22 protein-coding genes are annotated in these 22,448 nt (G+C 32.1%); 14 read left to right on the top strand and 8 right to left on the bottom strand.

Translation table 11 applies throughout. The features are described 5' to 3' along the window. Window positions 1-100: 100 nt before the first annotated feature. Both M4I21_RS09410 and M4I21_RS09405 read right to left on the bottom strand, forming a co-directional pair. Entirely contained in the window at window positions 101-967 is an 867-nt protein-coding gene (locus tag M4I21_RS09410) for a hydroxymethylglutaryl-CoA lyase (RefSeq protein WP_249558873.1), read from the bottom strand. Window positions 968-998: 31 nt separating this feature from the next. Further along, window positions 999-1,625 (bottom strand): LysE family translocator, encoded by a 627-nt coding sequence (locus M4I21_RS09405; protein WP_249558872.1) that lies wholly within the window; start codon window positions 1,623-1,625, stop codon window positions 999-1,001. 86 nt (window positions 1,626-1,711) lie between these two features. On the opposite strand from M4I21_RS09405, the gene M4I21_RS09400 reads away from it, so the two are divergent. Further along, window positions 1,712-2,131, top strand: coding sequence for a Dabb family protein (locus M4I21_RS09400; RefSeq protein ID WP_249558871.1), 420 nt, complete (start codon window positions 1,712-1,714; stop codon window positions 2,129-2,131). On the opposite strand, the gene M4I21_RS09395 is transcribed toward M4I21_RS09400, so the two are convergent. Beyond that, window positions 2,128-3,165 carry a quinone-dependent dihydroorotate dehydrogenase gene (locus tag M4I21_RS09395; RefSeq protein ID WP_249558869.1) on the bottom strand — a complete coding sequence of 346 codons (1,038 nt, stop codon included), beginning with the start codon at window positions 3,163-3,165 and terminating at the stop codon, window positions 2,128-2,130. The two genes, M4I21_RS09400 and M4I21_RS09395, sit on opposite strands and share 4 nt — an antisense overlap. A 161-nt stretch (window positions 3,166-3,326) precedes the next feature. Here M4I21_RS09395 and pepT point away from each other — a divergent pair, with 161 nt between their 5' ends. After that, complete coding sequence (pepT, locus tag M4I21_RS09390; protein WP_249558868.1) at window positions 3,327-4,550, top strand: peptidase T; 1,224 nt, start codon at window positions 3,327-3,329, stop codon at window positions 4,548-4,550. 219 nt (window positions 4,551-4,769) lie between these two features. Here pepT and M4I21_RS09385 read toward each other — a convergent pair whose 3' ends face one another. Next, window positions 4,770-7,403: a valine--tRNA ligase gene (locus M4I21_RS09385; protein WP_249558866.1), complete on the bottom strand. Its 2,634-nt coding sequence runs from the start codon at window positions 7,401-7,403 to the stop codon at window positions 4,770-4,772. A gap of 194 nt (window positions 7,404-7,597) precedes the next feature. On the opposite strand from M4I21_RS09385, the gene M4I21_RS09380 reads away from it, so the two are divergent. Then, the gene (locus M4I21_RS09380) at window positions 7,598-7,996 is read left to right on the top strand and encodes a DUF1573 domain-containing protein (protein WP_502798716.1); all 399 of its coding nucleotides are present in this window, start codon (window positions 7,598-7,600) and stop codon (window positions 7,994-7,996) included. A gap of 52 nt (window positions 7,997-8,048) precedes the next feature. On the opposite strand, the gene M4I21_RS18650 is transcribed toward M4I21_RS09380, so the two are convergent. Further along, window positions 8,049-9,029, bottom strand: a complete 981-nt coding sequence (locus M4I21_RS18650; protein WP_249558865.1) for a PDZ domain-containing protein — start codon at window positions 9,027-9,029, stop codon at window positions 8,049-8,051. Further along, complete coding sequence (locus tag M4I21_RS09370; RefSeq protein WP_249558864.1) at window positions 9,016-9,384, bottom strand: aspartyl protease family protein; 369 nt, start codon at window positions 9,382-9,384, stop codon at window positions 9,016-9,018. The genes M4I21_RS18650 and M4I21_RS09370 overlap by 14 nt, the downstream gene beginning before the upstream one ends. A 146-nt stretch (window positions 9,385-9,530) precedes the next feature. On the opposite strand from M4I21_RS09370, the gene M4I21_RS09365 reads away from it, so the two are divergent. From M4I21_RS09365 to M4I21_RS09325, 9 genes are all read left to right on the top strand, one after another. Then, window positions 9,531-10,721 carry a pyridoxal phosphate-dependent aminotransferase gene (locus M4I21_RS09365; RefSeq protein ID WP_249558863.1) on the top strand — a complete coding sequence of 397 codons (1,191 nt, stop codon included), beginning with the start codon at window positions 9,531-9,533 and terminating at the stop codon, window positions 10,719-10,721. Continuing rightward, the gene (gene murB / locus M4I21_RS09360; RefSeq protein WP_249558862.1) at window positions 10,721-11,737 is read left to right on the top strand and encodes a UDP-N-acetylmuramate dehydrogenase; all 1,017 of its coding nucleotides are present in this window, start codon (window positions 10,721-10,723) and stop codon (window positions 11,735-11,737) included. The genes M4I21_RS09365 and murB overlap by 1 nt, the downstream gene beginning before the upstream one ends. 205 nt (window positions 11,738-11,942) lie before the next feature. Continuing rightward, the gene (locus M4I21_RS09355; protein ID WP_249558861.1) at window positions 11,943-12,506 is read left to right on the top strand and encodes an RNA polymerase sigma factor; all 564 of its coding nucleotides are present in this window, start codon (window positions 11,943-11,945) and stop codon (window positions 12,504-12,506) included. Next, window positions 12,503-13,267 (top strand): anti-sigma factor, encoded by a 765-nt coding sequence (locus tag M4I21_RS09350; protein ID WP_249558860.1) that lies wholly within the window; start codon window positions 12,503-12,505, stop codon window positions 13,265-13,267. The genes M4I21_RS09355 and M4I21_RS09350 overlap by 4 nt, the downstream gene beginning before the upstream one ends. 56 nt (window positions 13,268-13,323) lie before the next feature. Continuing rightward, the gene (locus M4I21_RS09345; protein WP_072302752.1) at window positions 13,324-13,533 is read left to right on the top strand and encodes a membrane or secreted protein; all 210 of its coding nucleotides are present in this window, start codon (window positions 13,324-13,326) and stop codon (window positions 13,531-13,533) included. A gap of 24 nt (window positions 13,534-13,557) precedes the next feature. Further along, window positions 13,558-14,127: an RNA polymerase sigma factor gene (locus tag M4I21_RS09340; RefSeq protein WP_249558859.1), complete on the top strand. Its 570-nt coding sequence runs from the start codon at window positions 13,558-13,560 to the stop codon at window positions 14,125-14,127. A gap of 57 nt (window positions 14,128-14,184) precedes the next feature. Further along, window positions 14,185-15,060 carry a lipoyl synthase gene (lipA, locus tag M4I21_RS09335; RefSeq protein WP_249558858.1) on the top strand — a complete coding sequence of 292 codons (876 nt, stop codon included), beginning with the start codon at window positions 14,185-14,187 and terminating at the stop codon, window positions 15,058-15,060. Between the two features lie 61 nt (window positions 15,061-15,121). Further along, the gene (gap, locus tag M4I21_RS09330) at window positions 15,122-16,132 is read left to right on the top strand and encodes a type I glyceraldehyde-3-phosphate dehydrogenase (protein ID WP_249558857.1); all 1,011 of its coding nucleotides are present in this window, start codon (window positions 15,122-15,124) and stop codon (window positions 16,130-16,132) included. Beyond that, window positions 16,129-18,339 (top strand): tetratricopeptide repeat-containing hybrid sensor histidine kinase/response regulator, encoded by a 2,211-nt coding sequence (locus M4I21_RS09325; protein ID WP_249558856.1) that lies wholly within the window; start codon window positions 16,129-16,131, stop codon window positions 18,337-18,339. The genes gap and M4I21_RS09325 overlap by 4 nt, the downstream gene beginning before the upstream one ends. On the opposite strand, the gene lpxK is transcribed toward M4I21_RS09325, so the two are convergent. After that, complete coding sequence (lpxK, locus tag M4I21_RS09320; RefSeq protein ID WP_249558855.1) at window positions 18,329-19,327, bottom strand: tetraacyldisaccharide 4'-kinase; 999 nt, start codon at window positions 19,325-19,327, stop codon at window positions 18,329-18,331. The genes M4I21_RS09325 and lpxK overlap by 11 nt on opposite strands. 50 nt (window positions 19,328-19,377) lie before the next feature. Between lpxK and M4I21_RS09315 the strand changes: the two genes are divergently transcribed. Together M4I21_RS09315 and M4I21_RS09310 are read left to right on the top strand one after the other, a co-directional pair. Next, complete coding sequence (locus M4I21_RS09315) at window positions 19,378-20,472, top strand: Nif3-like dinuclear metal center hexameric protein (protein ID WP_249558854.1); 1,095 nt, start codon at window positions 19,378-19,380, stop codon at window positions 20,470-20,472. 3 nt (window positions 20,473-20,475) lie between these two features. Further along, window positions 20,476-21,255 (top strand): zinc ribbon domain-containing protein, encoded by a 780-nt coding sequence (locus M4I21_RS09310; protein WP_249558853.1) that lies wholly within the window; start codon window positions 20,476-20,478, stop codon window positions 21,253-21,255. 358 nt (window positions 21,256-21,613) lie between these two features. Here the strand turns inward: M4I21_RS09310 and M4I21_RS09305 are convergent, their stop codons facing one another. Further along, window positions 21,614-22,420: a lysophospholipid acyltransferase family protein gene (locus M4I21_RS09305; protein ID WP_249558852.1), complete on the bottom strand. Its 807-nt coding sequence runs from the start codon at window positions 22,418-22,420 to the stop codon at window positions 21,614-21,616. Window positions 22,421-22,448: the final 28 nt, after the last annotated feature.

Genomic DNA, 22,448 nt, shown 5'->3' with positions numbered 1-22,448 from the left:
TCTTTAATAGATCTTTATAAAACAATATTTATTTAGAATAAATAAAAATAAAGTATTTTTAACAAAAAAATCTCAGTAATAAAATCAATCAAAAAATTAATTAATGAAACTTAGAAAATAACTCTGTAGCTTTATTGTACGCTGCCTCAAAGACCATCCAATTCACATTGGTATCTACTTTTTCTGCAGTAAAATAAGAGAGCATTTTTTCTGTTGGCATATTACCCGTTAAATCGTCTTTTGCCATAGGACAACCTCCAAAACCTTGTATTGCACCATCAAACCTAACACAACCTGCATTGTAAGCAGCAGCAATTTTCTCTTGCCATTTGGTTGGTGTTGTGTGTAAATGTGCTCCAAATTTTATGTCTGGGTATTTAGGAATTAAATTAGAGAATAAATAATCTATAACATCTGGTGTAGATGAGCCAACTGTGTCTGACAATGAGATAATACTAACTCCCATATTAGACAATTTCTCTGTCCACTCACCTACGATCTCTACATTCCAAGGATCACCATAAGGATTACCAAATCCCATAGAAATATAGGTGACGACCTCTTTATCTGCCCTATTGGCAATATCTAAAATCTCTTTTAGTGTTTCTACAGATTGTGCAATTGTTTTATGCGTATTACGCATTTGAAAATTTTCTGAAATAGAAAATGGGTATCCTAAATAGTTTATTTCTTTGTGCTTACTAGCATCTTGTGCACCGCGTACATTTGCAACTATGGACAATAATTTACTTTGAGTTCTAGATAAGTCTAAGCTTGCTAAAACCTCTGCCGTATCTACCATTTGCGGTATTGCCTTGGGTGACACAAAACTACCAAAGTCTATGGTGTCAAAACCACAATCTAGTAAAGACTGTATGTATTTTACCTTTAACTCTGTTGGAATAAAAGATTTTATTCCTTGCATAGCATCTCTAGGGCACTCCGTTATTTTAACTGTAGCAGACATAAATTAATTGTTGACTTCTCCAAAATTACTATTATTTATCCGATAAAAGGATATAAATTCCTAACCCTATAAAAACAACAATTTGTAGCCATTTAAAAATGAAGCCAACTTTTTCATTTTTAGTAATGTAACTAGATATAGAACCTGCCAAAACTGCTATTAGCCCAAAAATTACGAAAGAGACAAACATAAATAGAAAGCCTAAAGTATAAAACTGAATAACCGTACTAATACTATCGCTAAATAAAAAACCAGGGAAAAAGGCCAAAAAGAACAATGCCACTTTAGGGTTTAATACATTCATTATAAAACCTTGTCTAAAAAGTGCAGACACACTCTTTTTAGGTGCATTACCATTAGATACTATAAGGCTAGCATCACTCTTATAAACTTTATATGCAATAAAAAAAAGATACAGTGCTCCAAAAATTTTTATGCCTAAAAACAGATTATCATTAGCTTTAATTATAGCAGATACACCAAAAGCCAAAAGCGTAGTATGCACCAAGCAGCCCGTCATTAGACCTGCGACAGTAGCTAGACCAGATTTTTTACCATTTACCAAACTCTGTGTTAACACATAAACGTTATCTGGTCCAGGAAAAAAAGCTAGTAATGCCGTTGCAGAAATAAAGGCTATAAGTATATCGTAATTCAATTTTAAAAATTTTTAAGAATGAAAAATACAAATTTTAAAGAACTACCCCTTCTAATTTTTATATCTTTCAGTAAAATTAGTCCGTAATGAAAAATTTATTAATCCTTGTTTTTATTAGTCTTAGTATAACTTGTTATGCTAACAAGCCAAAAGACAACATAGACTCTACTGTACCAAACAAAATTTTAATGCAAAAACAAGATAGCGTCCTAAGACACGTAGTTATTTTTAAATTTAAACCAGATGCTACAAAAGAACAAATAGCCGCTGTAGAAAAAGCATTTAGTGCATTACCTTCTAAAATTCCGCAAATAATGAGTTATGAGTGGGGATTAAATAATAGTCCAGAAGGTCTAAGTAAAGGTTTTACACATTGCTTTTTTGTTACATTTAAAAATGAAAAAGACAGAGCTACTTATTTACCTCACCCAGATCATAAAGCTTTTGGCTCTTTATTAAACCCTATTTTAGAAGACGTTTTTGTTTTAGATTATTGGTCTAATTAACTCCTAGCCAAAATAGCTTTATTTATTCTTTTTACAAGTCCAGGTCCTTCATAAATAAAACCTGTCCAAATTTGTATTAAGTCAGCTCCTGCATCTAATTTTTCTAAAGCATCTTTTTCAGAATGTATACCTCCTACTCCAATAATAGGAAATGCTTTATTGCTTTTTTCTGATAAAAAACGAATAACTTCTGTACTTCTGTTTGCAAGTGGCTTACCACTTAAACCGCCATTTTCTTTAGTAACACTTTCTGGAGATTTTAAATTGTTACGTTCTATTGTTGTATTTGTTGCTATAACACCATCAATCTTTGTAATTGCAACTATATCTATAATATCTGTTAACTGATCGTCTGTTAAGTCTGGAGCAATTTTTAACAGTATAGGCTTAGCTTTTACGCCTTTTTGAGTAACGTATTTTTTGTTTTCAGTAACAAGTGCATTAAGCAGATTTGTTAACGGTTCTTTATCTTGTAACTCTCTTAAACCAGGGGTGTTTGGAGAACTTACATTTACAACAAAATAATCTACGTGAGCGTATAACGCTTCAAAACAAATTAAATAGTCTTCTACAGCACCATCATTAGGTGTAATCTTGTTTTTACCAATGTTACCACCAATTAAAACATTGTGTTGTGCCTTTAAACGTTCTACAGCTTCTAAAACACCACCATTATTAAAACCCATACGATTAACAATAGCACTATCTGCTTTTAATCTAAACAATCTTTTTTTAGGATTTCCAGATTGTGGTTTAGGTGTTAAAGTTCCTATCTCTATAAAACCAAATCCAAAATTAGAAAGTTCTTTAAAAATCTTAGCATCTTTATCAAAACCAGCAGCTAAACCTACAGGGTTTTTAAACTTTATTCCAAAAACTTCTTTCTCTAAACGTTTATCCTCTATCATGTACATAGCTCTAAACAAACCTCCAAAACCTATTTTAGAAAAAAACTTGATCAAGGAAAAAGATAAATGGTGCACCTTTTCTGGATCCATTGAGAAAAATAAGGGCCTAATAATTACTTTGTACATAGATTTTTAAACTTTTGGCAAAAATACAAACTACTGAGAAGTAGAACTATTTTAACATTGCTTTTTATTAACAGTTTTTATAATTTTTATAACTAAAATACAGTGCTCAAAATCTATTTAAAAAACGAAATAAACTGTATTTTTGAGTAAAAATTAAACTCATGCAAGATATTCTAGATAGATTTTTAAGTTATGTTAAGATTGATACGCAAAGCGATGCCAGTTCTAACACTACTCCAAGCACAACTAAACAATGGGATTTAGCTAACAAATTAGTTACAGAGCTTAAGGAAATAGGAATGCAAGATGTTACTATAGACGAAAATGCCTATATAATGGCCACTTTACCGAGCAATGTAGATAAAGAGGTACCTACAATTGGCTTTGTTGCGCATTTTGATACGACTCCAGATTTTTCTGGAACAAACGTAAACCCACAAATAATTAGAAATTACGACGGTAAGGATATTGTTTTAAATGCTGAAAAAAACATTATTCTATCTCCTGATTATTTTGAAGATTTAATACAATACAAAGGTCAGACTCTTGTTACCACAGACGGCACTACTCTTTTAGGAGCAGATGATAAAGCTGGAATTACAGAAATAATGACAGCTATGGAATATTTAGTTGCACATCCAGAAGTAAAACACGGTAAAATTAGAGTTGGTTTTACACCAGATGAAGAAATTGGACGTGGCGCACACAAGTTTGATGTTGAAAAATTTGGTGCAGAATGGGCATATACTATGGATGGAAGTCAAATTGGCGAGTTAGAGTATGAAAACTTTAATGCTGCAGGTGCCAAAATTAAAATTCAAGGTAAAAGTGTACATCCTGGCTACGCTAAAGGTAAAATGATAAATGCCATAGGTATTGCTCAAGAAATTATGGCGGCCTTACCTAAAAACGAAGTTCCAGAACAAACATCTGGCAGAGAAGGTTTTTATCATATACATACTATTACAGGTGAAATTGAAAATGCCGAATTAGGTTTAATAATCCGTGACCACGATAGAAGCTCTTTTGAGGATCGCAAAAAAGCTTTAGAAACAATCATTTTTAAGCTAAACGAAAAATACAACAACTGTATAGAGATTTCTATTAAAGACCAATACTTTAATATGAAAGAAAAAGTTATGCCTGTTTACCACATTGTAGAAACGGCAAAAGAAGCTATGGAAGCATTAAATATTGTACCTATTATAAAACCTATTCGTGGGGGTACAGATGGTTCACAATTAAGCTATATGGGATTGCCTTGCCCTAATATTTTTGCTGGCGGACATAATTTTCACGGTAAGTACGAGTATGTTCCCGTAGAGAGTATGGAAAAAGCCGTAGAAGTAATTGTGAAAATTTGCGAACTTACAGCTACTAAATAGTTTAGAATAGGGAGTGCCTCTATATGCTGTTGGTAACAAAAATGTAGCAGTAATTTTAGCTTAGAAGCATCCTTTTTATTTTTTTTACTATGCTATGTTTTTAAAGGACTCTAAAAAAAGTGTTGCAAAAACCCGTAAGAAGGTAAAATCAAAATATAAGTATAAAAAAAGCTACTCTATTTAGAGTAGCTTTTTTATATTTTAAGTAATCTAAAAGATCTATTGTAAACCTTTTAAACTCTTTTCTAAAGTTTCAATTTTAGCCTCAGCATCTGACTGCTTATTACGTTCTATTTCAATCACTTTATCTGGTGCATTGCTCACAAAACGCTCGTTACTTAATTTCTTTTGTACAGAAATTAAAAATCCTTTAGTATACTTTAATTCCTCTTCTATTTTTTTAATCTCAGCTTCTATATCAATAGCGCCAACCATAGGAATAAAATATTCATTAGATTTTACTCTAAAAGAAAGTGCGCCATCTACAGCCGCATCTGTGTAAGAAATTGAAGAAACATTAGTAAGCTTAGAGATAATTACATCCCAATCTTTAGAAACATTCTCTGCATCTAATACAGATAACTCTAAAGCTTCTTTCATTGGAATATTTTTCTTTTTTCTTATTGTTCTAATACCAGAAACAACTTCAGCAGCAAAATTAAAATTAGAAATAATAGTTTCATCTATCTTTTTTGGTACTGGCCATTGCGCCACAACCAAAGCTTGCTCTGGAGTACGATCTGCAATATGCTGCCAAATCTCTTCAGTTAAGAAAGGCATAAATGGATGCAATAATTTTAAATTCTCTTCAAAAACAGAAATTAAAGCATTGTATGTTGTTCTATCTATTGGTTGTTGGTATGCAGGTTTTACTATTTCTAGCAACCAAGAACTATAATCGTCCCAAACCAATTTATAAATAGACATTAAAGCGTCAGAAATACGATATTTACTAAAATGATCTTCAATCTCTGCTACTGTTATATTAAACTTAGCATTATACCATTCTAATCCAATTTTTGAAGCTTCTGGTTGTGGTAAGTCTTGAACTTCCCAACCTTTTATCAATCTAAAGCCATTCCATATCTTATTCGCAAAGTTTTTTCCTTGCTGACAAAGCGCTTCATCAAACATTAAATCGTTACCAGCAGCAGAACTTAATAAAAGCCCTACTCTAACACCATCTGCCCCGTACTCTTCAATTAACTTTAAAGCATCAGGAGAGTTCCCTAGAGATTTAGACATTTTACGTCTTTGCTTATCTCTAACTAAACCTGTTAAATAAACATTCTCAAAAGGTTTTTGATCTTTATACTCGTACCCAGCAACTATCATACGGGCTACCCAAAAAAATAAAATATCTGGACCTGTAACTAAATCATTTGTTGGGTAGTAATATTTAATTTCTTCGTTTTCTGGCTCTAGAATACCATTAAATACACTCATTGGCCATAACCAAGAAGAGAACCAAGTATCCAATGCATCTTCATCTTGACGAAGGTCTTCTATTTTTAAGGTCGCATTCCCTGATTTTTCTTGAGCTAACTTTAAAGCCTCATCTTTATTTTCTGCTACTACAAAATCGTCTGCACCATCCCCAAAATAATAAGCTGGTATTTGTTGTCCCCACCATAATTGACGAGAAATATTCCAATCACGAATATTCTCCATCCAGTGACGGTATGTATTTTCAAATTTTTTAGGGAATAATTTAACCTCTGCGTTTTCACCTAAAACGGCTTCTATAGCGGGCTTAGCTAATTCTTCCATTTTTAAAAACCACTGATCTGATAATCTTGGTTCTATAACAGCTTTTGTACGTTCTGATGTACCAACCTTATTTAAATGTTGTTCCGTTTTAATTAAAAATCCTTTTTCCTCTAACTCTTTAGAAATCTCTTTACGTACAACAAACCTATCTTTACCTTCATAATGCAAACCAAAACTATTTAAAGTTGCATCTGCATTAAATATATCTATTACCTCTAAGTTATGCTTGTCTCCAAGGTTTTTATCGTTTACATCATGTGCTGGTGTAACTTTTAAACATCCAGTACCAAATTCTAAATCTACATACTCATCTTCTATAATAGGTATAACTCTATTTACAATTGGCACTATTGCTTTTTTACCTTTTAAATGAGTAAAACGCTCATCGTTAGGATTAATACAAATTGCCGTATCACCAAAAATAGTCTCAGGACGTGTAGTTGCAATAGTTAACGTATCATTAGAACCTTCAATTTTATAATTAATATAATAAAGGTTTCCTTGTTTTTCTTCGTGTATTACTTCTTCATCAGACAATGTAGTTTGTGCCTCTGGATCCCAGTTTACCATACGGTAGCCCCTGTATATTTTTCCTTTATTATAAAGGTCTACAAATACTTTTATTACAGACTGTGACATATGGTCGTCCATAGTAAAGGAAGTACGCTCCCAGTCACAAGAACATCCTAATTTTTTTAGTTGGTCTAAGATAACACCACCGTACTCATCTGTCCAATCCCAAGCGTGTTTTAAAAACTCTTCTCTAGATAAGTCCGCTTTATTAATACCTTGCTCTTTTAACTTAGCAACAACTTTTGCCTCGGTAGCAATAGACGCATGGTCTGTACCAGGAACCCAACAAGCATTTTTTCCTTGCAAACGAGCTCTACGTATTAAAACATCTTGTATTGTATTATTTAACATATGGCCCATATGTAGAATACCCGTAACATTTGGTGGAGGTATAACTATAGTATATGGTTCTCTATGATCTGGCGTAGAATGAAAATAATTATGCTTTAACCAATAGTCATACCATTGGTTTTCAGATTTTTGTGAGTCGTATTTTGATGCTAGTTCCATTCTTTGGTATAGTTTTTGAATTACTCTTAACGTTGAGTATTTAATTTTAATAGTAAAGGCCGCAAATTTAAAGAAAATAAAGGATTTTAACTGTGTTTAAATACGAAACAAAAATAAGCAACGTTATTACATAACAAAAGAATTTTTAAAGGTTGAATTGTAAATAGTATATTTGACCTTAATTAAAACCCAAAATGATGAAAAAAATAGTATTAGTATTATTTGTAGGCCTACTTGCATTTAACCTAAGTGCACAAGAAAAGAAAGCCAAAATTGAATTTAAAACAGAAACGGTAGATTACGGTAAAGTTGAGCGTGGTGGAAACGGTGTTAGAGTTTTTGAATTTACAAATACTGGTAATGCACCCTTAATTATTAGCAAAGTAAATTCTAGCTGTGGGTGTACTATTCCTAAAAAACCGAAAGATCCTATTATGCCTGGTAAAACTGGTGTAATTGAAGTAAAGTATGACACAAAAAGACCTGCTGGTCCTATTAGAAAAGCTATAACTGTTATTTCTAACGCGGATACACCAACTAAGGTTTTAAAAATAAAAGGAGAGTTAGTAGAACCTAAAGCGGTTGCACAATAACTAACAATACTTAATAGTACAAAAAAAAGACACTCTAACCGAGTGTCTTTTTTTATTTAAATAATTTTGTAATTCTTAAGTTAAAGAGCAATCTTTCTCCTCTGCGCTCTATAAGTATACTAACTTTTTTACCCGGTAAATCGTCTACCATATACGTTAGCTCTTGCAATTTATATTTATGTGCTTCTTTTTTATTAACTGCCAAAATAACATCTCCAACTTCTAACCCTGCATTTTTCGCAGGACTATCTTGTCTTAAGTCTGACACTATAATTTGCGGAACCAAACTAATTACAACCTCGTTATCAAATTGTATAGATACACCAGAGGCAAGCCCATTCCTATCTACACTTTTTACCGTTTTATCCTGATTTAATTTATTTTGTTTTACATAACGTACTCCTCCGTGCTGCAAAGCCATACCGCTAGTCCTAAACCAAAAAGGCTTTTTATAGTTCGAATTTTTTTTGAAAGATATTTTTTTGTTTGGATAATCTATTACCCAATTAAAACGCTTTAACACTTCGCCACCAATGGTACCATTACGCTCTCCGTTTTTAGCTAAGTAACGCACAGAAATACTATCTGGAAATGCTGTTTTTGTGTTTTCTATAATACAACTTCCTAATTTTAAATGATCTATTTTGGTTCTTTTACCATAAATATCTCCACTTAACCCTTTTCCTAAAAAGTCACCAAAATATTTATGCGGTACTGCAATGCCTTTTATTTTATTTTCGAAAAGCCAAACCGCATCACTACTACCAGTATCTATAAGCAATTTTACAGGCACACTAGTATCTTTTAACAATGCTGAAGCATTTAAATAAGCTTTTTTTCGTTCTAATTGCAAAGGAAGCGATTCTAATCTCTTATTTTTTTTATACTTGTATCTTAACGGGTTACATATTTTCAAGTAACTATTTGTGTAATTAATCTCTACAATATAATTTCTAAAAAAGTCGTACCCTACAATTCCGTGTATAGGCACTCCTAGTTTTGGCGAAAAATTTAAACTTTTATCTAGCACCACATATATTTGCTGTTTGCTGTTTGCTGTTTTTAAAAGATTTTAGTTCAAATAAATTACCTTTAGAGCTAAGTGCTTTTATTGGCTCTCCTCCACCCAAACCTTTAATAGTTATTTCTGATACATTTTTAATATCTACAGAATCATGGTCAGCAATATTAAAAAGAATTGGTTTACTAACTCCGGTATCTAGAATAAATGAAAGCTCTACTCCGTTAACCTTTGCTGGAATAACAATAAGGTTATTAATTAGTTTAAATTTAATTTTTTCATAGTTTTCCCCCTCTGGCAACTCAAAAGTTTGCGCTCCAGATAAAAACGGAAAAAACACACATAAAATTAAGATCCTTAGCGCCATAAGTACTGTTTTATAACCCTTCTTGACTTAAAATACAAAAAAAAATGTTAAAGACCTTATTTTCAACCTTAAAATAGATGAAAATTAAGCATTATGATGTTGTTTTATATGCTTGTATTTCTCATTTTTGCCAAAAATATTTTTTTATGCCGTCAATTTCAACAAAAGGGCTAGCAATGCCAGAATCACCAATTCGCAAATTGGTGCCATTTGCAGAAAATGCAAAAAAAAGAGGAATAGAGGTTATTCACTTAAACATTGGACAACCAGATATTAAAACACCTCAAGTTGCTCTAGATGCAGTAAAAAATAACACACTAGATGTTATTGCATATAGTAGAACTGAAGGATCTGAAACTTATAGAGAAAAAATAGCAGCTTATTATAAAAAGCAAAATATAGAAGTTACTGCTCAAGACATTATTGTAACTACTGGAGGCTCTGAAGCATTGGCTTTTGTAATGGGTAGTATTGCAGATGCAGAAGACGAAATTATTATACCAGAACCATTTTACGCGAACTATAATGGTTTTGCCACAGCAGCTGGTGTAAACGTAGTTCCTGTTGTTTCTAAAATAGAAGACAACTTTGCTTTACCTGCAATTGAGGAATTTGAAAAATTAATTACACCTAAAACTAAGGCTATTTTAATTTGCAATCCAGGTAATCCTACTGGTTATTTATATAGCAAAGAAGAAATTAAAAAATTAGCTGCAATTGTAAAAAAACACAATCTATTTTTAATTGCTGATGAAGTATACAGAGAGTTTACTTATGATGGCAAAGAGCACTACTCTATTTTACAAGAAGAAGGCTTAGATGAAAATGCTATTATAGTAGATTCTGTTTCTAAAAGATACAGTATGTGTGGTGCTCGTATTGGATGTTTAGTTTCTAAAAATAAAGAACTTGTAAAAACAGCTCTTAAATTTGCTCAGGCAAGATTATCGCCACCGACATATGCACAAATTGCAAGTGAAGCAGCTTTAGAAACACCACAAAGCTACTTTACAGCTGTTATTGAAGAATACGTAGAACGTAGAAATATACTAATAGCTGAATTAGAAAAAGTAGAAGGTGTGCGCGTTGCTAAACCACAAGGGGCTTTTTATTGCATAGCAGAATTACCTGTTAAAGATGCAGATCATTTTGCTCAATGGTTACTAGAAGATTTTAATGTAAATAATGAAACAGTTATGGTTGCTCCTGCTGCTGGCTTTTACGCTACTAAAGGCTTAGGTAAAAATCAAATTAGAATTGCATATGTCTTAGATAAAGAGCGACTAAAAAGAGCTGTACAAATAATTAAAGAAGCATTAACTGTATACAAAGGTTAATGAAAATAAAAGAAAACATATCATTAAAAGAGTACAACACCTTTGGCATAGATGCTAAGGCAACATATTTTTGTGAAGTAACTTCTATTAACGAACTTAAAGAAGCTGTTAGTTTAACCAACTACCCTACTAAGTTTATTATTAGTGGAGGCAGTAATATGTTACTAACTAAAGATATAGATGCTTTAGTAATTCGTATTGCTCTTAAAGGTATAGAAGTTACCAAAGAAGATGATAACAATGTTTGGCTAAAAGTAATGGCTGGTGAAAATTGGCACCAGCTAGTACTTTGGTGTATAGAGCATAATTATGGGGGATTAGAAAATATGTCTCTTATTCCAGGTAATACAGGAACTGCTCCTATACAAAATATTGGTGCTTACGGTGTAGAGCTAAAAGATAACTTTGAAAGTTGCCAAGCTTTACATATCTCTAGCGGAGAATTACACAACTTTACAAAAGAGGATTGTAATTTTGGCTACAGAGATTCTTTTTTTAAAAATGATGGTAAAGGCAAGTACATAATTACTTCTGTAGTTTTAAAATTGTCAAGAAAAGATCATCAGTTAAAAATATCTTATGGCGCTATAGAAGCCGAACTTTTAAACAATAAAATTACAAAACCTACTATTAAAGATGTTTCTAATGCCGTTATAGCAATTAGAAAAAGTAAGCTGCCAGATCCTGCTGAATTAGGAAACAGCGGTAGCTTCTTTAAGAACCCAATAGTAGACAAATTTATTTTTGATAACTTTATCCAAAATAATCCTGAAGCCCCATTTTACAAATTGACAGACGATACTTACAAAATACCTGCCGGCTGGTTAATAGAACAATGCGGATTTAAAGGAAAAAGATATGACGATGCTGGCGTGCACAAAAACCAAGCACTAGTATTAGTTAACTACGGAAAAGCAACAGGAAAAGAAATTTTAAATCTATCAAAAAAGATACAAGAAGCTGTATTAGAGAAGTTTAAGATTAAGATTGATGCTGAAGTTAATATCATAAAATAACCCCTGAAACTAAAAAGCCACAGGGGTTATACCAAACCAAACTAACCAAAAATAAGTGGCAGTAACCAGCTGCCTACTTAAGTTGTAAATATTTTTATTATCGCAATCAATTTTGTAATCTTGCGTTTAACTATATACGTTGCATAATGTATATTTGGATGCCGCATTGTAAAAAAAATTACAAAAATTAGCGCAACACAACTATATGAGTACACTACTTGAAAAACATATTGTAGAGTTACTACAAGACCGAGATGAAAAAGCAATATCTTTATTGTACGATCATTACGGTGATACTTTATTTGGGGTTGCCAATAAAGTTGTTAGAAACGAAGAGCTAGCACAGGACGTGCTACAAGAAAGTTTTGTTAAAATCTGGAAAAAAGCAGATTCTTACGACTCTTCTAAGGCGAAGCTATTTACCTGGTTATTTAGAATAACACGTAATACTGCTATAGATAAACTTAGAAGTGTAAACACAAAATCAGATAAGGAGATCCAAATAGATGTTTCAGACGTATATAATTTAGGCATAGAAAGCACTAAGCCAGAATTAATGGATGTTAAGGACAACTTAAATAAGTTAGAACCTAAATATCAAATAGTACTGGAAGCCTTATTTTTTGAAGGGATGACCCAACAAGAGGCTAGTGAAGAGCTAAACATTCCTTTAGGTACAATAAAGTCTAGATTAAAAATAGGGCTTAGAGAACTAAAGAAAATTTACGGCTCTACGGCATTAACTTTATTTATAATATTTTTGTTATGACAGATAAAATAAAAAAATTCTTAGAGTCAGACCTACTAGAAAAATATCTTTTAGGAACTACATCTACAGAAGAGACACTTAAAGTAGAGCGCTACATAGCTATACACCCTGAGGTTAATAAAACCTACATTGAATTACAAGATAACTTAGAAATTTTTGCTAAGTTACACGCTATGGAGACTCCAGACGGATTAAAAAACAAAATCCTAAACAGAGTTAAAGCAGAGAAAAAATCGCACAGCAAGTTCTATAGGTATATAGCCGTTGCTTGTTCGTTGGCTTTTCTTTTTGCTGCAGCTTCATTCTTCTTTTGGAATCAAAATAAATCTTTAAAAGAAGAAAATACTATTGTTAACAATAAGATGAAGACTATTGAAGACAATATGAGACAACAGTTAGAGGATGTTAGGAACCAATTTATTGTTCTTAACAATCCAAAAACAAAAAGGTACAATGTAAAAGGAAATACAAAGGCAAAAGAATTAAAAGCTGTTGCTTACATAAATCCTGTAAAAAAATTATCGTATATAAATGTTAAAAACATACCTAATTTACCAGAAGACAAATGCTTACAAATGTGGGCAGAAGTAGATGGTAAAATGATAAACATTGGTATCATTAAAGACATAAGTGATAAAGACAAATTACTGGCATTGCCATACGGGGATAATGCAGTAGGTTATATAACAATAGAACCTAAAGGTGGCAACAAAACACCAACAGTAGAAAATATTGTAGCTAATATATCATATGCAAACTAACGTTAAAGTATATACATATAAAAGCTATAATTAGTATCTTTGCCTAAAATTTAGTTATGAAATTAGTTTTAATAACCATAGGCTTATTAAGTCTAGGTTTTGCTGGAATTGCAATTAAAATATGGGCGAAGAAAGATGGCAAATTTGCAGGGACGTGTGCTAGCCAAAGTCCATTTTTAAATCAAGATGGACAAGCTTGCGGTATGTGCGGCAAACTCCCTGCGGAGCAAGATTGCAAAAAGGAGGCATCAACAGAAATACAATAGGCAAATGCAAATTTGCCTTTTTTTATGAAAATTACTGAAGAAGAACTTGTTCCAAATTTACTAAAAGCCAAGGCGGGTAACCAAATTGCTTTTAGCAACCTCTTAGATACATTTTGGAATGATGTTTACGGTTTCTTACTTGTTAGAACAGAAAACGAAAATGACGCAGAAGACCTAACTATACAGACTTTCTCTAAAGCTTTTGATAAAATAGACACCTATGATATGAGCTACAAGTTTAAAACTTGGCTTATAACAATTGCTAAAAATCTTCATGTTGATTTATTTAGAAAACGAAAAAAAAGTGTTCTAGAAAATATGAATTACGGCAATGGCGATGCTATAAAAGTATTAGATGATGCACCCACAATTGAAGATCAACTTATAATAGATCAAAACTTAGCTAATCTACTACACGATATTAAGAAGCTAAAACCCGCTTATCAAAGAATTATAAACCTTCGTTACTTTAACGAACTGAGTTATGCAGACATAGCAACAGAACTTAACGAGCCTATGAACAGCGTTAAGGTAAAGCTTCTAAGAGCAAAAAAGTTACTTGCAGAAATTATAAAAACAAAAGGTAAATCTTGACCTCTACTCTATTATAACTAACACTATTTTGTTCGTATATTTGCACAAAATATTTTTATGAGTACTACTACTGCAGAAAACGTACACCCACCTAAAGGAAAACCAAAATGGTTACGAGTTAAGCTACCTACTGGTAAAAAGTATACACAGTTAAGAGGCTTAGTAGATAAATACAGCCTAAACACTATCTGTACTTCTGGTAGCTGCCCTAATATGGGAGAATGTTGGGGAGAAGGAACTGCTACTTTTATGATCTTAGGTAACGTATGTACAAGATCATGTGGTTTTTGTGGTGTTAAAACAGGCAGACCTGAAGATGTAGATTGGGAGGAACCAGAAAAAGTTGCACGTTCTATTAAGATTATGAGCATTAAACATGCTGTAATTACTTCTGTAGATAGAGATGACTTAAAAGATATGGGTTCTATTATATGGGCAGAAACTGTTAAGGCCATAAGAAGAATGAACCCCGAAACGACTTTAGAAACACTTATTCCAGATTTTCAAGGAATGGGTACACATCTAGATCGTATTTTAGAGGTTGCTCCTGAGGTTATTTCTCACAACATGGAAACCGTAAAAAGACTAACTAGAGAAGTACGTATACAAGCTAAATACGAAAGAAGTTTAGATGTTTTACGTTACTTAAAAGACAATGGCGCCAGAAGAACTAAATCTGGAATTATGCTAGGTCTAGGAGAGCAAGAAGACGAAGTTATAAAGGTTATGGAAGATCTTAGAAGTGCCAACGTAGACGTTGTAACTATTGGTCAATACCTACAACCCTCTAAAAAACATCTTCCTGTTAAGGAATTTATTTTACCAGCACAATTTAAAAAGTATGAGGAATTAGGATTAGAAATGGGCTTTAGACACGTAGAAAGTGGCGCACTAGTTCGTTCATCATACAAAGCGCATAAACATATTAACTAAAACAGTTAAAGTTTACCTGCATACATATTAATTTATTTAAGGATTATTTTTTCGTATTAAAATGAAAAAAATAAATATAGGCATCAACGGTTTTGGTAGAATTGGTCGTACCCTTTTTAGACTACTACAACAACACCCACACATAAATGTAGTTGCTATTAATGATTTAGCAAATGCACAAACATTAGCACATCTATTAAAGTATGATAGTATTCACGGTGTTTTTAAAGAAGAGATTTCTAGTACAGAAAGTACAATTATAGTAAATGGCCATGTCATTGCTTTAACTAATGCTAGTTCTCCTAAAGATATTCCTTGGAGTAAAAACAATGTAGATCTAGTAGTAGAATCTTCAGGTAAGTTTAAAACTACTGATGATTTAAATTATCATATAAAAAACGGAGCAAAAAAAGTTATTTTATCTGTTCCGCCAGTAGACAATTCTATAAAAATGATAGTTTACGGTATTAATCATTCAGATATTACTAAGGATGATACTATTATATCTAATGCTTCTTGCACTACCAACAATGCTGCACCAATGGTTAAAGTTATACACGATTTGTGTGGTATAGAGCAAGCGTATATTACTACAATACACTCGTACACCACAGATCAAAGTTTACATGACCAACCACATAGAGATTTACGCAGAGCAAGAGCTGCTGGGCAATCTATAATACCCACAACCACAGGAGCCGCTAGAGCTTTAACCAAAATATTTCCAGATTTAGCAAATGTTATTGGAGGTTGTGGCATACGTGTACCTGTAGCAAATGGATCTTTAACAGATATTACTTTTAACGTGAAAAAAGAAACTTCCATTGCTGAAATTAATAATGCTTTTAAAGATTATTCTGCGAATAGTTTAAAAGAAATTATGCATTACACCGAAGATCCTATTGTTTCTATAGATGTAAACAATAGTTCTTATTCCTGTACGTTTGATTCTCAGATGACTTCTGTTATTGGTAAAATGGTAAAAGTTATTGGTTGGTATGATAATGAAACTGGTTATAGCAGTAGAATTATTGACCTTATAAACTTATTGATTAATAAAAAATATATTTGAAAAGTAAACGCACAAAAGTAGCACACAAAACTCTGCTTGTAACTATCCTTAGTTTCTTGCTGTTTACTTACGTCCATTCTCAAGACTCACCTGTTGCATTAAAAGATTTAGATTACCATTTTTCTGTAGCTCGAAAATATAAAAATCAGGATAATATAGTACAAGCTTTACAAGCTATACAAAAAGCTACTGAATATGCAGAAAAAAACGAGGATGAAAAAGGGCTAATAGATTGTTTTCACCATTATGCTTTTTTATACTTAAAACTTAATAATGTTGATAGATCTAGATTTTACTGGGAACGCACCAAAGTACTATTAAGGAATATTGCATATCCATATGGCTCTAGTGAAAGTAAATATTTAGAAGCCATATACCTTTATTTAGATAAAAATAATTTTCAGGCTGAAGAAAAATTATCAGAAGCTAAAAGATTAAGTAATGACCGTAATTTACTTAATCGTATTGCTTTAACGCAAGCAAATATCAACTTTCAAAAAACCAACTTTTTAAAGGCATCTAGATATTATAATGCTTTAATTGTAAATTCTGATATTTACGAGAAAGACTATTTCTCTACACAAGGTTACCTAGGTCTTGCTAAAATTAACTCCTTAGATAATCCTGAAGATTGTATAAAATATTGTCTAGAGGCATTACCTCTTGCTAAAAAGAGTGGATTTATAAAAGAACTTTTAGAGGCTAATACCTTATTAAGCTCGGCTTATGAAGATATAGGAGATTACAGTGCTTCACTTAAAGCCAATAAAGATTTAATTTACATAAAAGACTCTCTTTATGGCGTTATTAATGTTAAAGCGAAAGAAAGAACCGCTAACGACATACATATAGAAGGCTTAGAAGAAGATGTAAAAAGTTTGGTTAAAAAAAACTTAGAGCAAGAACAATCTATAACAAGATCTGAAAGCACAAACATTGTTGCTTTTGCCATCTTGGTTATTATTTCTTTACTAGCTGTATCTTTATACAGAAACAACCAGATAAAAATAAAAACCAATAATTTACTACAAAAAACAAATACAGAATTAGAGATTGCAAAAGACAAAGCAGTCAAGGCTATGGAAGCTAAAACTAATTTCTTATCTACCGTTAGTCACGAACTACGGACACCTTTATATGCTGTAACTGGTTTAACTAATTTGTTATTAGAAGAAAACCCTACTCCGAACCAAAAAGATCATTTAAAGTCTTTAAAATTTTCCGGAGACTACCTTTTAAACTTTATAAACGATATTCTTCAGGTTAATAAAATTGATGCTCAAAAACTAGAAACACTACAAATAGAATTCAACCTAAAAAAAACAATAAGAGATGTTATAGATTCACTTCAACAAAGTGCTAAATCTAACAACACCACTTTAACTCTAGCATACGACAAAAATATGTCTAGAGCTCATTTAGGAGACCCTATAAAAATATCTCAGATACTTATAAATCTTATTGGTAACGCTATAAAATTTACTAAAAATGGCTCTGTTGTAGTTACCGTAAAAGAAGTAAAAAGAGTTGAGGACATTTGTACTATATACTTTGAAGTAAAAGATACAGGTATTGGCATTTCTGAAGAATTACAAGAAAATATTTTTGATAGTTTTGAACAAGGCTCTATACAAATTAACAGAGAATACGGTGGCACAGGGCTTGGTCTTACCATTGTAAAAAATCTTTTAGGCTTATTTGGTAGTGATATAAATTTAGAAAGTAAAAAAGGTGTTGGCTCTGCTTTTAGTTTTGAAATAAAGTTGGTCTGTAAAGATCAGAATATAGACAACCCAGAAGAAGAATACACACCAAGAGAATTTATTTTTGAAGGTTTACACTTGCTTATTGTAGAAGACAATAAAATAAACCAAGTAATTACCAAGAAAATGCTTTCTAAAAAAGGAATGACAAGTGATATTGCCAATAACGGTACAGAAGGTGTAGAGCTTACCAAAATCAACAATTACGATGCTATTTTAATGGATATACATATGCCAGGTATTAGTGGCGTAGAAGCCACAATAGAGATTCGTAAATTTAATACAGAAATACCTATTATAGCATTAACAGCAATTTCCTTAGATGACAGCGTAGAGAATTTCTATGCCGCTGGGTGTGACGATATTGTAACCAAACCGTTTAAACCTGAGTATTTCTACCAAAAAATAGGAGAAAATATTTTCAACAAAAAAACTACTGAATAACAGCCTTTACAGCTGTTAATAAAGTTTCTTTCTCATTATTTAGTAATTTATGTTGCACCTCTATATAACATAGGTTAGAAAACTTATCTTCTAACCTAACAAAATCCTTCTCTGTGGTTAAAACAAATTCTTTAGCTGCAAAGCTCTTTATCTCTGCTTCGGTAAAAAAATGATGATCGCTATACGCTAAATGATCAAATACTATATTTTGTTCTTTTAAAAATGCTATAAGCGGATCTGGATTTGCAATACCCGTAACAAGCGTTACTTTTTTTCCTTTTAAGCTAGACAAAGACAAAGGAGTTTTATATCCTTTCAATTCCAGATTATAGCTTAACGAAGCAAAAAATAATTTTTGATTTTCATTTGGCTTTAGCTTAGCCTTTATTCTATTACGTTTTGTTTCATTAATACCTTCAGGGCATTTGGTCACAATAATTATGTTTGCTCGTTTAGCCTGGTTTTTTGCATCTCGTAAATTACCTGTTGGCAAATACCAATCGTCTACATACAAATTAGAATACGCCGTTAATAAAATATTAAACGTTGGTTTTACTTTTCTATGCTGATAGGCATCATCTAACAAAATAACATCTGACTTAACCTCTTGTTCTATTGCAGCAATACCTCTTCTTCTATCTCCATCCACAACCATAGTTATAGCCGGGTATTTTTTATAAATCTGATAAGGCTCATCTCCTAACTCCTCCACCGTTGTATTTGTGTCTGCTAGTAACAACCCTTTAGATTTACGACCATATCCCCTACTTAAAACCGCAATTTTATATTGTTGCTCTAATCCAGAAATTAAAAGCTCTATCATTGGTGTTTTTCCTGTACCGCCAGCACTTAGGTTTCCAACACAAATAGTTGTAGTTTTAAAAGATTTAGAAGATAAGATACCTATTTTAAATAAATAATTGCGCAAGTAAACTACCAAAGCGTAAACTAAGGAAAAAGGAAATGCTATTTTTCTGAGGAGTTGCATAAGAACGAAAGTAAATATTTTATCTTTGAAAACCATTAAAGCTACCAAAAATGACTGTAAAAGAAATTACAAACATTATAGAGGATTTTGCGCCGCTAAATTACGCAGAAGATTTTGATAATGTAGGCCTATTAGTTGGCGATGCAACCGCAGAAGTTACAGGCGTACTTGCAACACTAGATACATTAGAAAATGTTGTAGATGAAGCTATTGCAAAAAACTGTAACCTAATCTTAAGTTTTCATCCTATTATATTTTCTGGTTTAAAAAAAATTACGGGCAGAAATTACGTAGAGCGTGTTGTTCTAAAAGCTATTAAAAACGATATTGCTATCTATAGTATGCACACCGCCCTAGACAATAGTAACAAAGGTGTAAACGCAAAAATTTGTGAAGTTTTAGGTCTTACAAATACTAAAATTTTAATTCCTCAAAAAGGAACCATAAAAAAATTGACTACCTACGCACCTAAAAATGAAGCCGAAAAATTAAAAGAAGCCTTATTTATAGCCGGGGCAGGTACTATTGGCAACTATAGCAATTGCAGTTTTACCACAAGCGGCTTAGGAAGTTTTAATCCTAATACTAATGCCAACCCTACAATTGGAAAAATAGGAGAAACAAAAACAGAAGAAGAGACCCAAATAAATGTAACTTTTGAAAAAGCCAAAGAGCGTGCTATTTTAAAAGCTCTTTTTAAAAATCATTCTTATGAAGAGGTTGCATATGAAATTACAACCCTAGAAAACACAAACCAAAATATAGGTATGGGAATGGTTGGCGAACTAGAAAACGCCTTAAATGAAGTCGATTTTTTACAAGAAGTAAAGAATAAGATGAATGTAGCGTGTATTAGACACTCTAATTTACTAAATAAAAAAATAAAAAAAGTTGCAGTTTTGGGAGGTAGCGGTTCTTTTGCTATAAATGCCGCAAAGGCTGTAGGTGCTGATATTTTTATAACTGCAGACCTTAAATACCATCAATTTTACGAGGCAGAAAGCAAGTTAATTTTAGCAGATATAGGACACTTTGAAACAGAGCAGTTTACAAAAAATCTTTTAGTAGAGATTCTTACGAAAAAAATTCCTAATTTTGCAGTCTCTTTATCGGAGAGCATTACAAATCCTATCAAGTATTTTTAAAATATGGCAAAAAAGAAAGAAACAACGGTAGAAGAAAAATTAAGAGCAATATATGATTTGCAATTAATTGATTCTAGAGTCGATGAGATAAGAAACGTTAGGGGTGAACTCCCGTTGGAAGTAGAAGATTTGGAAGATGAAGTTTTAGGACTTAAAACTAGATTGGACAAATTAAAAACTGATGTAGAAACAGTTAATTTTGAGATAACAGCGAAGAAAAATTTAATTGAAGAAGCTAAAGGCTTAATTAAAAAATACGCTGAACAACAAAAGAATGTAAGAAACAGTCGTGAATTTAATTCTTTATCTAAAGAAGTTGAATTTCAGGAATTGGAAATACAATTAGCTGAGAAAAACATTAAAGAATTTAAAGCGCAAATAGAGCAAAAGAAACAAGTAATTTCTAGCACTAAAGAGCGTTTATCTGCTAAAGACACTCATTTAAAGCACAAAAAAGGTGAATTAAATGAAATCTTAGCTGAAACAGAAAAAGAAGAGAAAGCATTGCTAAAGAAATCTGAAGAATTTGAAAATCAGATTGAAGAACGTTTAGTAAAAGCTTACAAAAGAATTAGAACCAATGTAAAAAATGGTTTAGCTGTTGTGCCAATCGAAAGAGGTGCTTCTGGAGGTTCTTTCTTTACAATACCACCACAGGTACAAGTAGAGATTGCTGCTCGTAAAAAAATTATTACAGATGAACACAGTGGTAGAATATTAGTAGATCCTGTTTTAGCTGAAGAAGAAAACGAAAGAATGTTAAAAATGTTTTCTAAATTATAGAAACTCATTTTTTAAAAATATAAAAAAGACCGCTCTAAAGGCGGTCTTTTTTTATGTACACTACTTGCCAATTAAAACATTAACTGTACCTATTACACTCTTACGCCTAAGATTACTAACTCTCACTTAAACCAAAGTTTATTAAAGAGCCAGAATACGACTCTTTAAATAAAACCAAATCTTAGTCTAGTCCAAGACTAAGATAAAGCAATAGTTTATTTATCAAACTACTAGCAATGCCCCTATTTGCTAAAGCTGTTTAAACCCCTATTAGTTCAATAGAAATACAAACTTGTGCAACAAAAAAACCACCTACATAATGTAGATGGCTTTATATTTTTCTAATGATTACTAGAAGTTAGTCTAGTTTCCATTTTCTTAATCTATTTTCTTCTTCTAATGCTTTTAAATCTGCTTTAGAAATTACTTTTAAATAAGAAGGGTCTTGCTCTATGGCATGTCCTAACTTTTCTATAATAGAGTCAAAAGATTCGTCATCATAATTTATATCTAGTGGTTCTTTAATAACCATAGACTGTAATATTCCTTTTTTCTTAATACGCAATCCTTTTTTATCAAAAGAGCGTCTAAAACCATCTATTACAACTGGCACAACAATAGGCCTGTATTTTTTAATAATATGCGCTGTACCCTTACGTAAAGGCTTCCACGGCGTTGTTGTTCCTTGTGGAAAAGTAATAACCCACCCGTCATCTAAAGCAGTACCAATATTAGAGATATCACTCATTTTTACTTGTCTCTTTACATCTTGTCCATCTGCCCGCCACGTACGTTGTATACTTATAGAACCTGCATAAGCCAAAATCTTAGTTAAAAGACTCTTTTTCATTGTCTCTGCTGCAGCCACATAATACATATTAAGCTTAGGATTCCAAATGTAACCTATGTTCTTAATACTATCTTCTCTACCACTTAAACTGGCATTAAAAACGTGAAACATAGCAACCACATCTGCAAAATATGTTTGGTGGTTAGACACAAAAAGCACCCCTTTGTCTGGCAAATCTCTAAGTATTTGCGATCCTTCTATTTCTAATTTATTAAACCCTTTGTATCTACGGTGCGTTATAAGTGCCGCTAAACGTATTAACCATTTTTTTAAAAATAGTATATGTCCAAAAGGATTCTTTTTAAATAAACCCATAATTATTATTGTGTTGCCAAATCTACAA

It is taken from the genome of Cellulophaga sp. 20_2_10, assembly GCF_023476645.1.
Classification (GTDB): domain Bacteria; phylum Bacteroidota; class Bacteroidia; order Flavobacteriales; family Flavobacteriaceae; genus Cellulophaga.
Note: the sequence above shows the minus strand (reverse complement) of the source record. Positions and strands in the feature narration are given on the sequence as shown.

Coding starts and splice junctions, on each gene's coding strand:
- M4I21_RS09355 (WP_249558861.1), top strand. CDS start 11,943: ATGAGTACACTACTTGAAAAACATATTGTAGAGTTACTACAAGACCGA.
- M4I21_RS09370 (WP_249558864.1), bottom strand. CDS start 9,384: ATGGCGCTAAGGATCTTAATTTTATGTGTGTTTTTTCCGTTTTTATCT.
- M4I21_RS09305 (WP_249558852.1), bottom strand. CDS start 22,420: ATGGGTTTATTTAAAAAGAATCCTTTTGGACATATACTATTTTTAAAA.
- M4I21_RS09385 (WP_249558866.1), bottom strand. CDS start 7,403: ATGGAACTAGCATCAAAATACGACTCACAAAAATCTGAAAACCAATGG.
- M4I21_RS09340 (WP_249558859.1), top strand. CDS start 13,558: ATGAAAATTACTGAAGAAGAACTTGTTCCAAATTTACTAAAAGCCAAG.
- M4I21_RS09380 (WP_502798716.1), top strand. CDS start 7,598: ATGATGAAAAAAATAGTATTAGTATTATTTGTAGGCCTACTTGCATTT.
- M4I21_RS09315 (WP_249558854.1), top strand. CDS start 19,378: ATGACTGTAAAAGAAATTACAAACATTATAGAGGATTTTGCGCCGCTA.
- pepT (WP_249558868.1), top strand. CDS start 3,327: ATGCAAGATATTCTAGATAGATTTTTAAGTTATGTTAAGATTGATACG.
- lipA (WP_249558858.1), top strand. CDS start 14,185: ATGAGTACTACTACTGCAGAAAACGTACACCCACCTAAAGGAAAACCA.
- M4I21_RS09350 (WP_249558860.1), top strand. CDS start 12,503: ATGACAGATAAAATAAAAAAATTCTTAGAGTCAGACCTACTAGAAAAA.
- murB (WP_249558862.1), top strand. CDS start 10,721: ATGAAAATAAAAGAAAACATATCATTAAAAGAGTACAACACCTTTGGC.
- M4I21_RS09345 (WP_072302752.1), top strand. CDS start 13,324: ATGAAATTAGTTTTAATAACCATAGGCTTATTAAGTCTAGGTTTTGCT.
- M4I21_RS09365 (WP_249558863.1), top strand. CDS start 9,531: ATGCCGTCAATTTCAACAAAAGGGCTAGCAATGCCAGAATCACCAATT.
- lpxK (WP_249558855.1), bottom strand. CDS start 19,327: ATGCAACTCCTCAGAAAAATAGCATTTCCTTTTTCCTTAGTTTACGCT.
- M4I21_RS09310 (WP_249558853.1), top strand. CDS start 20,476: ATGGCAAAAAAGAAAGAAACAACGGTAGAAGAAAAATTAAGAGCAATA.
- M4I21_RS09395 (WP_249558869.1), bottom strand. CDS start 3,165: ATGTACAAAGTAATTATTAGGCCCTTATTTTTCTCAATGGATCCAGAA.
- M4I21_RS09400 (WP_249558871.1), top strand. CDS start 1,712: ATGAAAAATTTATTAATCCTTGTTTTTATTAGTCTTAGTATAACTTGT.
- gap (WP_249558857.1), top strand. CDS start 15,122: ATGAAAAAAATAAATATAGGCATCAACGGTTTTGGTAGAATTGGTCGT.
- M4I21_RS09410 (WP_249558873.1), bottom strand. CDS start 967: ATGTCTGCTACAGTTAAAATAACGGAGTGCCCTAGAGATGCTATGCAA.